At 64.7% G+C, this 13,313-nt stretch carries 15 protein-coding genes and 1 pseudogene; 9 read left to right on the forward strand and 7 right to left on the reverse strand.

Translation table 11 applies throughout. The features are described 5' to 3' along the window. Positions 1 to 244 precede the first annotated feature (244 nt). Both H8A92_RS36340 and H8A92_RS36345 read right to left on the reverse strand, forming a co-directional pair. Entirely contained in the window at positions 245 to 814 is a 570-nt protein-coding gene (locus tag H8A92_RS36340; RefSeq protein ID WP_229200105.1) for a glutathione peroxidase, read from the reverse strand. Positions 815 to 897: 83 nt separating this feature from the next. Beyond that, positions 898 to 2,694: a L,D-transpeptidase gene (locus H8A92_RS36345; protein WP_229200106.1), complete on the reverse strand. Its 1,797-nt coding sequence runs from the start codon at positions 2,692 to 2,694 to the stop codon at positions 898 to 900. 223 nt (positions 2,695 to 2,917) lie between these two features. On the opposite strand from H8A92_RS36345, the gene H8A92_RS36350 reads away from it, so the two are divergent. Next, the gene (locus tag H8A92_RS36350; RefSeq protein WP_233285746.1) at positions 2,918 to 3,490 is read left to right on the forward strand and encodes a CreA family protein; all 573 of its coding nucleotides are present in this window, start codon (positions 2,918 to 2,920) and stop codon (positions 3,488 to 3,490) included. A 43-nt stretch (positions 3,491 to 3,533) separates the two neighbouring features. Here H8A92_RS36350 and H8A92_RS36355 read toward each other — a convergent pair whose 3' ends face one another. Then, positions 3,534 to 3,896 (reverse strand): hypothetical protein, encoded by a 363-nt coding sequence (locus H8A92_RS36355; protein WP_229200107.1) that lies wholly within the window; start codon positions 3,894 to 3,896, stop codon positions 3,534 to 3,536. Positions 3,897 to 4,201: 305 nt separating this feature from the next. On the opposite strand from H8A92_RS36355, the gene H8A92_RS36360 reads away from it, so the two are divergent. Both H8A92_RS36360 and H8A92_RS36365 read left to right on the forward strand, forming a co-directional pair. Further along, positions 4,202 to 4,360: a hypothetical protein gene (locus tag H8A92_RS36360; protein WP_229184256.1), complete on the forward strand. Its 159-nt coding sequence runs from the start codon at positions 4,202 to 4,204 to the stop codon at positions 4,358 to 4,360. 39 nt (positions 4,361 to 4,399) lie between these two features. Continuing rightward, positions 4,400 to 4,795, forward strand: coding sequence for a hypothetical protein (locus H8A92_RS36365; protein ID WP_229200108.1), 396 nt, complete (start codon positions 4,400 to 4,402; stop codon positions 4,793 to 4,795). Between the two features lie 50 nt (positions 4,796 to 4,845). Here the strand turns inward: H8A92_RS36365 and H8A92_RS36370 are convergent. The 3 genes and pseudogenes from H8A92_RS36370 to pdxR all read right to left on the reverse strand — a co-directional run bounded on the left by H8A92_RS36370 (position 4,846) and on the right by pdxR (position 6,812). Next, positions 4,846 to 5,090 (reverse strand): annotated as a pseudogene (locus H8A92_RS36370) (DUF6719 family protein). Between the two features lie 11 nt (positions 5,091 to 5,101). Next, the gene (locus H8A92_RS36375) at positions 5,102 to 5,251 is read right to left on the reverse strand and encodes a hypothetical protein (RefSeq protein WP_165445530.1); all 150 of its coding nucleotides are present in this window, start codon (positions 5,249 to 5,251) and stop codon (positions 5,102 to 5,104) included. A 46-nt stretch (positions 5,252 to 5,297) separates the two neighbouring features. After that, on the reverse strand, positions 5,298 to 6,812 hold the full coding sequence (gene pdxR / locus H8A92_RS36380) for a MocR-like pyridoxine biosynthesis transcription factor PdxR (protein WP_229200109.1): 1,515 nt from the start codon (positions 6,810 to 6,812) through the stop codon (positions 5,298 to 5,300). 24 nt (positions 6,813 to 6,836) lie between these two features. On the opposite strand from pdxR, the gene H8A92_RS36385 reads away from it, so the two are divergent. The 5 genes from H8A92_RS36385 (at position 6,837) to kynU (ending at position 12,102) form a co-directional block, all read left to right on the forward strand. Continuing rightward, entirely contained in the window at positions 6,837 to 7,610 is a 774-nt protein-coding gene (locus tag H8A92_RS36385; RefSeq protein WP_233285747.1) for a pyridoxamine 5'-phosphate oxidase family protein, read from the forward strand. A gap of 54 nt (positions 7,611 to 7,664) precedes the next feature. Further along, on the forward strand, positions 7,665 to 8,942 hold the full coding sequence (locus H8A92_RS36390; RefSeq protein WP_229200110.1) for an ArgE/DapE family deacylase: 1,278 nt from the start codon (positions 7,665 to 7,667) through the stop codon (positions 8,940 to 8,942). A gap of 257 nt (positions 8,943 to 9,199) precedes the next feature. Next, positions 9,200 to 10,009, forward strand: a complete 810-nt coding sequence (locus tag H8A92_RS36395; protein WP_229200111.1) for an alpha/beta hydrolase — start codon at positions 9,200 to 9,202, stop codon at positions 10,007 to 10,009. Between the two features lie 28 nt (positions 10,010 to 10,037). After that, a complete protein-coding gene (gene kynA, locus H8A92_RS36400; protein ID WP_229200112.1) occupies positions 10,038 to 10,877 on the forward strand; it encodes a tryptophan 2,3-dioxygenase in 840 nt (279 codons plus the stop codon). Positions 10,878 to 10,887: 10 nt separating this feature from the next. Next, complete coding sequence (kynU, locus tag H8A92_RS36405) at positions 10,888 to 12,102, forward strand: kynureninase (protein ID WP_229200113.1); 1,215 nt, start codon at positions 10,888 to 10,890, stop codon at positions 12,100 to 12,102. A 45-nt stretch (positions 12,103 to 12,147) separates the two neighbouring features. On the opposite strand, the gene H8A92_RS36410 is transcribed toward kynU, so the two are convergent. Continuing rightward, the gene (locus tag H8A92_RS36410; RefSeq protein WP_229200114.1) at positions 12,148 to 12,936 is read right to left on the reverse strand and encodes a cobalamin-binding protein; all 789 of its coding nucleotides are present in this window, start codon (positions 12,934 to 12,936) and stop codon (positions 12,148 to 12,150) included. 149 nt (positions 12,937 to 13,085) lie between these two features. Here H8A92_RS36410 and H8A92_RS36415 point away from each other — a divergent pair. Beyond that, a partial coding sequence (locus H8A92_RS36415) for a PaaI family thioesterase (RefSeq protein WP_229200115.1) occupies positions 13,086 to 13,313 on the forward strand: 228 nt, incomplete at its 3' end.

Raw genomic sequence — 13,313 nt, forward strand, 5'->3', positions numbered from 1 at the left:
CTGCGACCAAGCTGCGCTCGACGCGAGCAACGATACGGTCCCTGCGAAAATCAGACCTGCCGCAATGCGCATGGCGTGTTCCCTGCTGATCGCGCTCCAGGCGGCGGCATCGCCGCGACCGGGCCGCTTTCGCCCCCAACCCATCGTACCCTAGTCGCAGTCGCGACGCCAAGGCAATGAACGTGGCGGGCCTGTGCCCAAAATCCTCGTGGGATCAGTTAATTCCGGGGATTATCGCCACTTGTCAGGCGGCCGCCAATGCCCGTGCGATCCCGGTCTTGATGCGGGTATCGTCGGGCGTGACCGACTCAGGGAAGACGTCGGCAATGTAGCCGTCGCGGCCGATCAGGTATTTATGGAAATTCCAGCGCGGCACGTCCTTCGGCCGCGCCTCGGCGGCCCAGCGGTAAAACGGATGCGCGTTTGCGCCCTTGACCACCGCTTTCGCAGCGATCGGGAAGGTGACGCCGTATTGATGCTGCGCGGTCTCGGCGATCTCGGTCGGGCCGCCGGGTTCCTGGCCGCCGAAATCATTGGAGGGGACGCCGATGATGACGAAGCCGCGCTCCCGGAATTCGGTCCACAATTGCTGCAGCCCTGCATATTGCGGCGTGAATCCACAGAGCGAGGCCGTGTTCACGATCATCAGGGGATGGCCGGCGTAGTCGCCAAGGCGAATGTCGCCGCCGCTGAGTGCCGGGAAAGAGAAGGCGTAGGCCGTGATCCGGCTCATCGCGGGCTGCTCGGCACGCAGCGCACGGGATCCTGCGGCCGCGGCGAACGTCGCCACGATCAGTGTCCTGCGGTCCATCATGGTCTCGTCCCCGGACGGATGTTCCGGCGACTATAGTCCAGCGGAGCAAACGCGGGCTTTCAAGAAGGCGTTATGGCTTGCAGTCAGCGCAGCGGCAGGATGAAGTCGGTGCCTTCGCCGGTCTCGCCCTGGTTGACGCCGAGGTCGGACACGATGATCGAACCGCCGGTGCCGAGAGCTTCGTTGACCCGCGCCATCGCATCGGCCGGAATCGAGATGCGGTCGAGTGCCTCGGCCGGGGTGTTGGTTGCCGGCTGCGGCTTGGCTTCGACCGGCGATGCAGCCACCACCTTGCGGCGATGCGAGGCACGCTCCTCGACGTCGATGCGCGCGGCATTGCGGGTCGGCAGCGTCACCACCGACCAGCGCAGCAGGTTCGTATCGGTCTTGTCGGCTTCCGCCGTGAACACGTGGGTGCCGAGCGGCCGGTCGCTTTCCGCGATCGTCACCGGCACCTCGAACAGCGGCGCAAAGTTCTGCCGCACATAGAGCTTGGAATCCTTGCGGCTGATGAACACCGCGATCTGGCCGGCGCGCTTCGGCGCGTCGATCCTGGCGACGCCCGGCAGCCGGGCCGGATCCTTGGCTATATCCTTCGTGGCATCGGGCGCATCGGCGATAGCTGCCTCGGCGGGCTTGTCGGCGGTCTTGACCGCATCCGTAGCCCTGGCCGTGTCCTTGCTTGCCGCGTCAGCCTTGGGTGCATCAGCCTTGGCCGCATCGGCCTTCGATTGATCGGTCTTCGATTGATCGGTCTTGGGCGCATCGGCGACGCCGGGCGTGGCGGCGTCCGCCTTCGGCTCGTCGGCCTTGGCTTCGGCCTTCACCGGGTCGTTCGCGGAGACCTCGGTCGTCGGCGTGTCGGTACTGCCGGTGGATTCGCCGACCGTCTTGTCGTCGGTCGCGAGGCTGCCGTTGCCGGCGGCGGAATTGGTCTCGGCCGTGTCAGCGGCGGTGGTCTCGGGTTTGGTCAGCTCGGGCCTGTCAGCCGCAAGCTTCTCCGCGATGGCGTCGCGTGCGGCGGAGGAGGACGCATCGGACATCGTCACCGACGCGCTCGCGCCGCTGGCATCAGCGGTGTGGGTGTTGTCGCGCAGCGAGGCCGCATGGCCGACGCTGCTGCGCAGCTCGAGGCCGGTCTGCGGCTTGTCGGCGCCCTTGTCGGTCTTCACGCCGAGCGGCGCATCCATCTTCAGAACGTCGTCCGCAACCGGCTGCGGCGGCGCGACCTTCTGCGTCACCAGTAACGGGTGCGAGAAATTCTCGGGAGAGATCGTGCCCGGCGTGACGAACACGCGCGCGCCCATCCGCGTCCAGTTGTACATCTTGACCGCAAACGACATCGGCATCCGGATGCAGCCATGGGACGCGGGATAGCCGGGCAGCACACCGGCGTGCATCGCGATGCCCGACCAGGTGATGCGCTGCATGTACGGCATCGGGGCGCCGCTATAGATGTTGGACTGGTGGTACTTCTGCTTCTGGATGACGCTGAAGACGCCCATCGGGGTCGAGTGCCCCTTCATGCCGGTCGACACCGGGCTCTCCGCGTAGAGGCCGTTGGCGTCGTAGACGCTGACCCGCTGCTGGTCGATCGAGACCGAGATGATCAGGGGACCCTGCGGCTTGCTGCCGGCTTCCTTCTCAATCGACGGCTTCTTCTTGGCGGCATTGCCCTTCAGCTTTTGCCGGTGCGGCTGTGGCAGCGGCGTCGGCTCGTATTCGCCGCCGTAATAGGCAGAGTCGCGATTCCAGTAGAACAGCGCTGCATCGGCCTGTGAGGAGGCAGCGACGGTGCCGGCCGCCGTCAGAATTGCAAACTGCCAGAACCGCCCATTCGCAGAATCAAAAATCGAAATCCGACGTCCGCTTGCGCGCATATTCCGAATCCCAGTCCAAACTATCCATTGGTTGTCGCAGACGCCGAACGCGTTCACCAGCGCAAGCGATCTAACCCTTCCGTGAGGGGCCAAGTTTCGACGAAACAGTAACAAAAAAGCCTCACAAGAGGTTAAAGCGCGCGGTCTGATCACCGAACTGTCAGCGCCTTCCTGTGCGGCGTTTGCGCACTACATAGGCGGGAACCATCCCGCGGAGACCTCAATGACATCGAGAACTGTGAGCTTGTGTGACCTGCGACTGTTGTCTCAATGGGGATGCGCGGCGCTGCTGACGGTGCTGAGCCTGGTGTTGACCTTGGGGCAGGCGGCTCCCGCGGCCGCAGCGGACGAGCCGGACCTGATTTTTCGCCGCTCGACCGTGTTCAAATGGGTGAGCCCCAACGACAAGCTCGCCACCTATGGCGTCGACGACCCCGAGGTCGAGGGCGTTGCCTGTCACTTCACGGTGCCGGAGAAGGGCGGCTTCAAGGGCTGGCTTGGCCTCGCTGAGGAAGTCTCCGATATCTCGCTGGCCTGCCGGCAGATCGGGCCGATCCGTTTCAAGAACAAGCTCGGCCAGGGCGACGACATGTTTCGGCAGCGCCGGTCGCTGTTCTTCAAGAAGATGCAGATCGTGCGCGGCTGCGACGCCAAGCGCAATGTGCTGGTCTACATGGTCTATTCGGACCGGTTGATCGAAGGCTCGCCGAAGAACTCGACGTCGTCGGTGCCGATCATGCCCTGGGGCGCAGCCGACGCCACCGCCGTGCAGAAGTGCGGCGAGTTCATTCAATAGCCGGCGCAGGGGCTTGGCCGGTTCGGCTGAAGCGGCGGGCGAGCTAGCGGTTGGTTTGCCCGAACTGCTTCGGACCGAGGCTGAGGCCGGGACGGACTTTCGAGTCGCGGCAGCCGACGAGGCGGACCAGCTTCTGCGGCGCGCACTCGTTGTCGCCCATCACATAAGCGCCCTGCTGCGGCATCGCGGCCGTCATCTGTTGCTGCTGGCCGGATTTGCTCGCCGCGGATTCGTTGCCAACACCCATGTTGCCATTGCCCACGACCGACATCCTTCGTTGGATCGGATCACAATAACCGTTGTGATCGGGAATCACCACAACGTGCGACCGCGGAGATGGTTGCACGGCGCCCAGATAAGTCGGCCGAACCGTCGCCCGGTTCATGCAGCCCTTGCTGCGCTGCATCCTGTCTCAGCAGAGGAAAGTTAAGAAAGCGCGGTAGGGCGCTCAATTTGCACGCATAATCGAGCCATCCACAGCCAGGCAGGTTGAACGCTCGAAATCTTGAGCAGGCTGCCTGCAGCGTACCGGCTACTGAAAACATTGGCATTTTTCGGTCAATGTTTCGTGGACCGCTCGTCGACGAAACAATTCACGTGCCGACGAAACCATTTTCAGCTTGTTCCGCAGAACTCCGGAAACGGCAGATCGTTATCAAGCCGTCAACACAACGGCGCCGGGCGCCAAGTCGGAATGACGGAGACAGACAAATGCGGACCATGAGCCTGATCCTCGCCTTCGCCTTCGTGATGGCCGGTTCGTCGATGGCTGGCACCCCGGACAGCGGTTTGCCCGGCATCGGCACCTTCTCCTATAACGGCTCGCCGGTCGTCACCTCGGCCCCGATGGTGATGGCGCAGGCCAACTGAGCGCGACGCGACAAACAGAACTGCCGGTAAAGGCTCCCCATGTTGCTCCGTATCTGTTCCGCCGCGATGTTTGCATCGCTTGTTCTGGCGGGTTCCGCGCAAGCCCAATCCCAGCTCCCGCTCGAGTCGATGCAGATCCGGTCGCTGTACCGGGTGCCTGAACCGCGCGACGAATTCGTCCGCCAATGCGCGCCGCATATGCTCGGCCGCTGGGCGCATCCCGAGGCCGTGTGCGGCTGCCTGCATGATCATGCCGCTGCGACGGTGGATGATCCAGATCTCCGCCAGGCGCTGCTGCGCGGCATCAGCGAGACCGGTGTGCCGACGATCGAGACCGATTGGGTGCCGTCGTCCAAGCAAAGCGAGATCGGCCCGACCTTCACCAAGATCGCCAAGCCGACGCTGCAATGCATGTTCGAGCCGATCTCGAACTGAGCGGCGCGTTGATGCAATGACGATGCAGGCGCGCCTCGCGGAAGCGGGCGTTATTTTTTGGCGAGGCGCGGCACGCAGCTGAGGGTCCGCACCACGCCGTTCTGGCTCAGCTTGGCGCCGATGACCTGCTTGATCTGCCGGCCGGGCAAGAGCCGTCATCGACGAGGACGCGCTGACCGACCCGGAGGTCGACGATGTCGCCCTCGCGCATGTAGGATTGCTCCGCGACGGCGGAGTGAGCCATCGCGCCAAGTGCTGCGGCGCTGACCAGCGCAACCAATCCGATGCGCGGCATCGCGGCCTCCTTCACTTGTTCTGGATCTTGACCCCATCGGGGCCGACATTGATCTGCAGGCCTTCGGGCTGCTTCTTCGCCTGATAAAGATTGTAGCCGAGCATGCCTGCGATCACGACCAGCGCGCCGATCACGAGATACAGGACGTTCCGATTGGGCATCCGGTATCTCCGTAAGCGGACACTGACTGAACGGGGGCGACCTTAGTCAGGCGGCTGCGATTCTCCTAGAGCGTGGCAGTCTGGCGGCTGGCTTGATAGATATCTTGCGCGTCGCGCGCAGCGCAGTCAGCGTTGTCTTCGCCAGCTGTTCCGCCGACGCGACGAGTTGCGGAACCGGATGACCGGAAAATCCCAGCACGAAGCCCGGCAGTGGACGCGCGCGATGATAGGTCTCGGCGAGCAGCCAGCCGCCGACGCCGGCGGCCGCCTTGGCCTGCGCGGCCACAAGCGGATCGGTCGAAGGATCGAGCCGCGCCACGAGGTGCAGGCCCTGCGACGGCACGGGGACTGTGAGCTCGCCTTCGGATGCATTCTGAAGCGTCGACGCCAACACGTCGCGCGCCTCGCGATAAAGCTTGCGCGCCTTGCGCAGATTGGCGGCGAAGGCGCCGGAGTTCAGCATGTCAGCGACCGCGCCTTCCATCAGGGTGCCGGGGAAGCGATCGAGCGCGGCGCGCGCCGCCGTGACCGGACCGATCAAGGCTTCGGGCAGGGCGCAGTAACCGATCCGCAATCCCGGAAACAGCGTCTTCGCAAACGTGCCCATGTAGATCACGCGCCGCAAATGATCGATGCCCGCGAGCGACAACAGCGGCGCGCCGTCATAGCGGAACTCGCTGTCGTAGTCGTCCTCGAACACGAAGGCCCCGGCATCCCGGGCCCAGTCGAGCAATTCAAGCCGGCGCGGCATCGACATCTGCACGCCGAGCGGAAACTGGTGCGATGGTGTGACGTAGGCGGCGCGCGCGCTCGGCGCGGATGCGCGGCCCTTGTCGACGCGCATGCCGGAGCCGTCGACCGGCACCGACACCGGGCGATAGCCGCAATGCTCGATCGCGCGCCGCGCCGCCGGATAGCCGGGGTCCTCGCACCAGACCTGGTCGCCCGGCTTGAGGATAGCCCCTAATACAATACGCAGCGCATGCAGCGTGCCCGACGCCAACATGATCTGGTCGGGGTCGCAGCGCAGCCCGCGCGCCGACAGCAGATGGTCTGATATCGCGGCGCGCAGCTCGCTGCTGCCGCGGGGATCGCCGTAATGCAGATGCTCGGACCCGAAGGCGCGCAGCCTGCGGCCGGCAAAGGCGCGGAAGCGCTGCAGCGCGCGGTCATCGATGTGCGTGCAGCCGAGCGACAGCGCATTGTGCTGCGGCGGCTCGATCTCGATCCTGGCACGCCGCGGCGCGCCGGCCTGCGCCGGAATGCGCGCGGCGACGAAGGTGCCGGAGCCGGTGGTTGCCACCGCAAAGCCGTCGGCGATCAGCCGCTCATAGGCCGTGGTGACGGCGTTGCGGCGAAAGCCGGTCTGCCTGGCGAGTGTGCGTGACGGCGGCAGCGGCTCGCCCGGCTTGACGAGGCCGCCGACGATGGTGTGGCACAGCGCCTGATAGAGCCGCTGCTGCGAGGCTGCGCCCGCCGTCACATGCGGGCCGGTGAGGTCGAGCGGCAGCTCCGGTTTGCGCGCCCCGGGCTTGCGGGAATTGGTCGGAATTTTTCGCATGGAATTGGCACTATCGCAGACCAAATGAACAGCTACAACTCTGGACATATTCCAGATTTCGCGAGGTTCACCGTGACCGAAGGCGCGTCCACTCCGTCCTATCCCCTATCGCCCCGCAACCGGGTCAAGCGCAGGCATGACCGCGGCTTCTACGACCACGCCACCGTGCACAAGATCCTCGACGCCTCGATGCTGTGCCACGTCTCCTATGTGATCGACGGCCAGCCCTATTGCACGCCGACCTTCTTCTGGCGCGAGGGCACCAAGCTCTACTGGCACGGCTCGAGCGCGAGCCGGATGCTGGAGAACCAGTCCGAGGGCCAGCGCGTCTGCCTGACGGTCGCCCATCTCGACAGTCTGGTGCTGGCACGCTGCGGCTTCAACCATTCGGCCGACTATCGCGCGGTGATGGCGTTCGGCTCCGCCTATCTCGTCACCGATCCTGCAGAGAAGGAGCGGGCGATCGTCGCGATGGTCGACCGCTTCTTTCCCGAGCGCACTGCGGGCCTGCGCGCCAGCAACAAGCAGGAGATCAAGGCGACCTCGTTCATCGCGATGGAGATCGAGGAGGCCTCGGCGAAGGTGCGCGCCAAGGGCGTCGCCGACGACGACGAGGATTACGAGTTGCCGATCTATGCCGAGCGTATTCCGGTGCGCACCGTGCTCGGTGCGCCCGAGCCGTGTCCGCGGCTGCTCGACGGCGTGACGCGGCCTGCGACGCTCGATGGCTATTCGGAAGGCCGTCTGCTCGAAGATGCATTGCGGGATGCCTATTTTGCGCAATACCCCGCTGAGTGAAATCAGGTTACGTTGCGGCTCCCACCTTTCTGCCTTTCCCGATGGAGCCACCGCATGACTGCCGAGACGCAACAACGAATCCTCAGCGCCGTTGACGAAGGATTCGATGCGCAGCTTGCGGCGACGCAGGCCTTTGTCGCGATCCCCTCGACCCGCGGCGCCGAGGGGCCGTGCCAGGACATGATCGCCGATCTCCTGCGCGAGCGCGGTTATGAGGTCGACGATTGGCACATCAATCTCGACGAACTGAAGGACCTGCGCGGCTTCGGCCCGATCGAGCATGATTTCTCCAAGGCCCGCACGGTGGTGGGTACCTACCGTCCGGCCACCAACGCCGGCAAATCGCTGATCCTGCAGGGCCACTGCGACGTGGTGCCGACCGGCCCGCTGGAGATGTGGGAGACGCCGCCGTTCTCGCCCGTCATCAAGGACGGCAGGATGTACGGCCGCGGCGCCTGCGACATGAAGTCCGGCACCATCGCCGCGCTCTATGCGCTGGATGCGATCAAGAAGGCCGGGCTGAGGCCGACAGCGCGGATTCACTTCCAGTCGGTGATCGAGGAGGAGAGCACCGGCGTCGGCGCGCTCTCGACCTTGCAGCGCGGCTATCGCGCCGATGCCTGCTTCATCCCGGAGCCAACCAACGGCAAGATGATCCGCTCGCAGGTCGGCGTGATCTGGTTCCGCCTGAAGGTGCGCGGCTTCCCGGTGCATGTGTTCGAAGCCGGTGCGGGCTCGAACGCGATCATGGCGGCGTATCATCTGGTGCACGCGCTGGAGAAGCTCGAGATCGCCTGGAACGAGCGCGCCAAGGCCGACAAGCATTTCAAGGACGTCAATCATCCGATCAACTTCAATCCGGGCATCATCAAGGGCGGCGACTGGGCCTCCAGCGTGCCGGCCTGGTGCGACGTCGACTGCCGGATCGCAGTGCTGCCGGGCTGGTCGATCGCCGAATGCCAGAAGGAGATTCTGGCCTGCGTGTCGGCGGCGGCGCGCGACCATCGCTTCCTCTCCAACAATCCGCCGCAGGTGGAATGGTCGGGCTTCCTGTCGGAAGGCTACGAGCTGGTGAACTCCGAGGCGCCGGAGGCCGCCTTCGCCAAGGCGCATCAGGCGGTCTATGGCGGCGCGGTGGAAGATCGCGCCTTCACCGCGCTGACCGACACGCGCTTCTACGGCCTGAACCACGACATCCCGAGCCTCTGCTTCGGCGCCAGCGGCGCGGCGATGCACGGCTTCAACGAATATGTCGAGCTGGACTCGCTGCGGAAAGCGACCAAGGCCATGGCGCTGTTCATCGCGGAATGGTGCGGGGTGGAGAAGGCGTAGCCTTTTGTGTTGCGGGTTCGGCGCGCTATCGCTCCGCTTGCCGGGGAGCTCGGGCGAGGATCACTGCCCGAGTGGAGAGAGCCCGGCGCTTCGCCGCTGGCATCCGCAATCGAGAGAGGCGAATCGAACCCGCGGCCAATCGACCACTTGCCTGCAAAGGCCATCTCGATGCTTTAAGCTTCAAATAAGGGCTGGGCGAACAACCCCGCCGGTGGCAAAGTGGCATCCGATCGACGGCGAATCCTCGGAGAGCCACGATGCGCGATTGGGATGATGCCTACGCCAATTCGGCCCACGTGCCGGGTTCGGACGAGCTGCCGGCGCGGTGGGCGAAGCGCGCGGCCGCCTATCGCGCCAGACTCAAATCATTCAGGCCGGACATCGCTTATGGATCCGAAGAACGGCAGCGTCTCGACCTGGTCTTGCCGGACGGCGACAGCAAGGGTCTCGTCGTCTTCGTGCATGGCGGTTATTGGATGCGCTTCGATAAATCGTCATGGACCGACCTCGCGGAGGGCGCGCGAAGCCACGGCTGGACGGTGGCGCTGCCAAGCTACACGCTGACACCGGCCGTGCGCATCTCCGACATCACGACCGAGATCGCGGTCGCGATTGCCTCGGCTGCCGCCCAGGTCTCGGGGCCTATTCGATTGGCCGGCCATTCCGCAGGCGGCCATCTCGTTACGCGCATGCTGTGCGACGACGGCCTTCTCGAACCCGAGGTCTACGACAGGATCGTGGCGACGCTGTCGATCAGCGGTCTGCACGACCTGCGACCGCTCCTGAAGACCGTGATGAACGAGACGCTCCGGATGAACATGAGCGAGGCAGCGCTCGAAAGCGCCGCCTTGCATCTGCCACGGGGCAAGTCGCGGCTTACCACCTGGGTCGGCGGCAGCGAACGACCCGAGTTTATCCGTCAGGCAGAGCTGATGGCCAACATCTGGATCGGATTCGACGTGCCCACGCACCTCGTCGTCGAGCCCGGGCATAACCATTTTACTGTTGTCGATGGGCTGAAGGATCCGTCCTCCGCCATCACGAGGCGTCTTCTGGGCCTTGCTTGAGGCAGTGGATCGATCGAGAGGATGTGTCATGAGCAGCAACGACTACGATCCCGCGGTCGATGGCGCCGAGACCGATTTCGCCCGGAAAATGTCGTATGGCGACTACCTGCGGCTCGATGCACTGCTTGGCGCCCAGCATCCGATTTCGGAGGCGCATGACGAGATGCTCTTCATCATCCAGCATCAAACCTCCGAACTGTGGATGCGGCTCGCCATCCACGAGCTCCGTGCCGCCCGTCACGCCATCGCCCGCGAAGAGGTGTCGCCGGCGATGAAGATGCTCGCGCGTGTCTCCCGCATCTTCGAGCAGCTGAACAATGCCTGGGACGTGCTGCGTACCATGACGCCCAGCGAGTACACCCATTTCCGTTCGCGGCTGGGCCAATCCTCTGGCTTCCAGTCGTATCAATACCGGTTGATCGAGTATCTGCTCGGCAATCGCAATGAGGCGATGTTGAAACCGCACGCGCATGACCCCGAGGTGGTGGCTTTGCTCAAGACCGAGCTGGCGACGCCGAGCCTTTATGACGAGGTGCTCCGGCTTGCCGACCGCAAGGGGCTCACCATGCCCGCGACCGTCCTGTCACGCGACGTCCACGAGACCCATCACTTCGACGAAGGCGTGATGCAAGCCTGGCGCCGCGTCTACGAAGCTCCTGAAGCCAACTGGACGCTCTACGAGCTCGCCGAGAAACTGGTCGACTTCGAAGATTATTTTCGTCGATGGCGCTTCAATCACGTGACGACGGTGGAGCGCGTCATCGGCTTCAAGCGCGGCACTGGCGGCACCGATGGGGTCGGCTATCTGAAGCGGATGCTCGAGGTCGAGCTGTTTCCTGAACTGTGGCGCGTCCGTACCATCCTCTGAGCGAATGGCCATGATCGAAGCGAAATCGCAATTGCGCGTCTACGACGACACCAAGGCAATGTTCCATCTGCCCGCTGATGTCATCTATCTCGACGGCAACTCGCTCGGTGCGCTGCCAACGGGCGTTGCCGAACGCGTTGCGCATGTCATCGCCGCCGAGTGGGGCGATGAGCTCATTCGCGCCTGGAACAGCGCCGGCTGGTACGTGCAGCCGCGCCGCCTTGGCGACCGCCTCGCTCGCCTGATCGGCGCCGCTCCAGGCACGGTGATGATCGGCGATACGTTGTCGCTCAAAGTTTATCAGGCGCTTGCGGCCGCGCTCGAGATGAACCAGGAGCGCAAGGTCGTTCTGTCCGATACGGGTAATTTCCCGACCGATCTCTATATGGCGGAAGGGCTGATCGCCACGCTCGGGCGTGGACATCAATTGCGGCTGACGGCCCCGGAGGAGATCGAGCCATCGCTGTCGGACGAGATTGCGGTGCTCTATTTGACTGAGGTCGACTACCGCACCGGCCGTCGCCACGACATGCGGGCCCTGACCGCGAAGGCGCATGCGCTCGGCATCGTCACGGTCTGGGATCTCGCGCATTCGGCCGGCGCGCTGCCTGTCGATCTTGCCGGCGTCGGCGTCGATTTCGCAGCCGGCTGCACCTACAAATATCTCAACGCGGGCCCCGGCGCGCCGGCCTTCCTCTACGTCGCGCCCCGGCATGCTGATCAGGCGCGCGCTGCGTTGTCGGGCTGGATGGGGCACGCAAAGCCGTTCGCTTTCGATCTCGGCTATCAACCTGCTGATGGCGTCGAGCGTATGCGTGTCGGCACACCGCCGGTGCTGGCGATGGCCGCGCTGGAGGCATCGCTCGACATCTGGGATCGGGTCGATATTGGCGAAGTCCGCGCGCGCTCACTCGCGCTCGGCGACTTGCTGATAGCTGAGATCGCACGACGCTGTCCGTCGCTGAGGCTGGTAACGCCGCGGGCGCATGCGCAGCGCGGCTCGCAGGTTTCCTTCGCCTTTGCCGGCGGGTATGCCGCCATGCAGGCGCTGATTGCCCGCGGCGTGATCGGCGACTTCCGGGCGCCGGACGTCATGCGGTTCGGGATCACGCCGCTCTATATCGGCGAAGCCGAGGTGCTGAAGGCCGCCGAAATCATTGAGGGGGTGATCAATGGCGGGGTGTGGCGCCGGCAAGAATATCAGGTCGTGAATGCGGTGACGTGAGCAACGAGCGTTATCCTGAAGCCTCATAGTGGCTGCGGCGAGCAATCAAAGGTGCCGCGCCCATAACGCCTTCACGATCGCATCGAGCCCATCGGTCAGCGCAGCAGGGCCGGGCTGCAGGATGATCGACGACTTGATCTCGACGATGCGGTCGTTGCGGACAGCCGGAATGTCGCGCCAGCCGGGGCGCTGGCGGATGCGGTCTGGCACGACCTTCTTGCCGCACCAGGAGGCCAGGATCACGTCGGGCATCGCCTCGCGCACGGCATCCGGCGCGACGATGCGATCCTTGGCGGCCTTATGGGTGCGTAGGTGCGGCAATGCGTCCGTGCCGCCGGCGATCTCGATCAGTTCGGAGACCCAGCCGATGCCGCTGATCAGCGGATCGTCCCATTCCTCGAAATAGACTTTTGGCGGCGGCCCCGGGTGCGGCGCGGCTGCAATCGCGGCCAGCCGTTGCTCGAGGCTTTGCGCGAGCCCACCGGCGCGGTCGGCGGCGCCGACCATCGCGCCGAGGGTGCGGATCATCGCCAGGATGCCGGCGACGTCACGCTGGTTGAAGACATGGACGGCGACGCCGGCGCGGACGAGATCGGCGACGATGTTGGCCTGTAGATCGGAGAAGGCGAGCACCAGATCGGGGTCGAGCGCCAGAATCTTCGGAATGTCGGCGGATATGAAGGCGGACACGCGCGGCTTCTCGCGGCGCACCTGCGGCGGCCGCACCGCATAGCCGGAGACGCCGACGATGCGGTCTTGTTCTCCGAGCAGATAGAGCGTCTCGACCGTCTCTTCGGTCAGGCAGACGATCCGGCGGGGAGGGAAGTCGCGCATCGGCGAGGGTATGCAGGCTGGGCGGCACATTGTCACGGTGGCGATAACGTCATGGTCGCCATTACCTCGGACGTCATTGCCGGGCCCGATCGAGCAATCCATCATACCGGCACCAAACCTCGAAGAAGGCCACAAAGCAGGGAGTGCCCATGACGCCGCTCGAAAAGATCCAGTCGATGAAGATGCCGTTTGCGGAACTGAAGGGCGTCACCTTCACCGAGGCCGGCCAGGATCGCGTGGTCGCGAAAATGCTGGTGCGGCCGGACCTCTGCACCCTCCGCAACACGATCCACGGCGGCGCGGTGATGGCCCTTGCGGACTCGGTTGGCGCCGCCGCCACCGTGATCAACCTGCCTGAGGACGCCAAGGGCACCACG

Source organism: Bradyrhizobium acaciae, assembly GCF_020889785.1.
Lineage (GTDB): Bacteria > Pseudomonadota > Alphaproteobacteria > Rhizobiales > Xanthobacteraceae > Bradyrhizobium > Bradyrhizobium acaciae.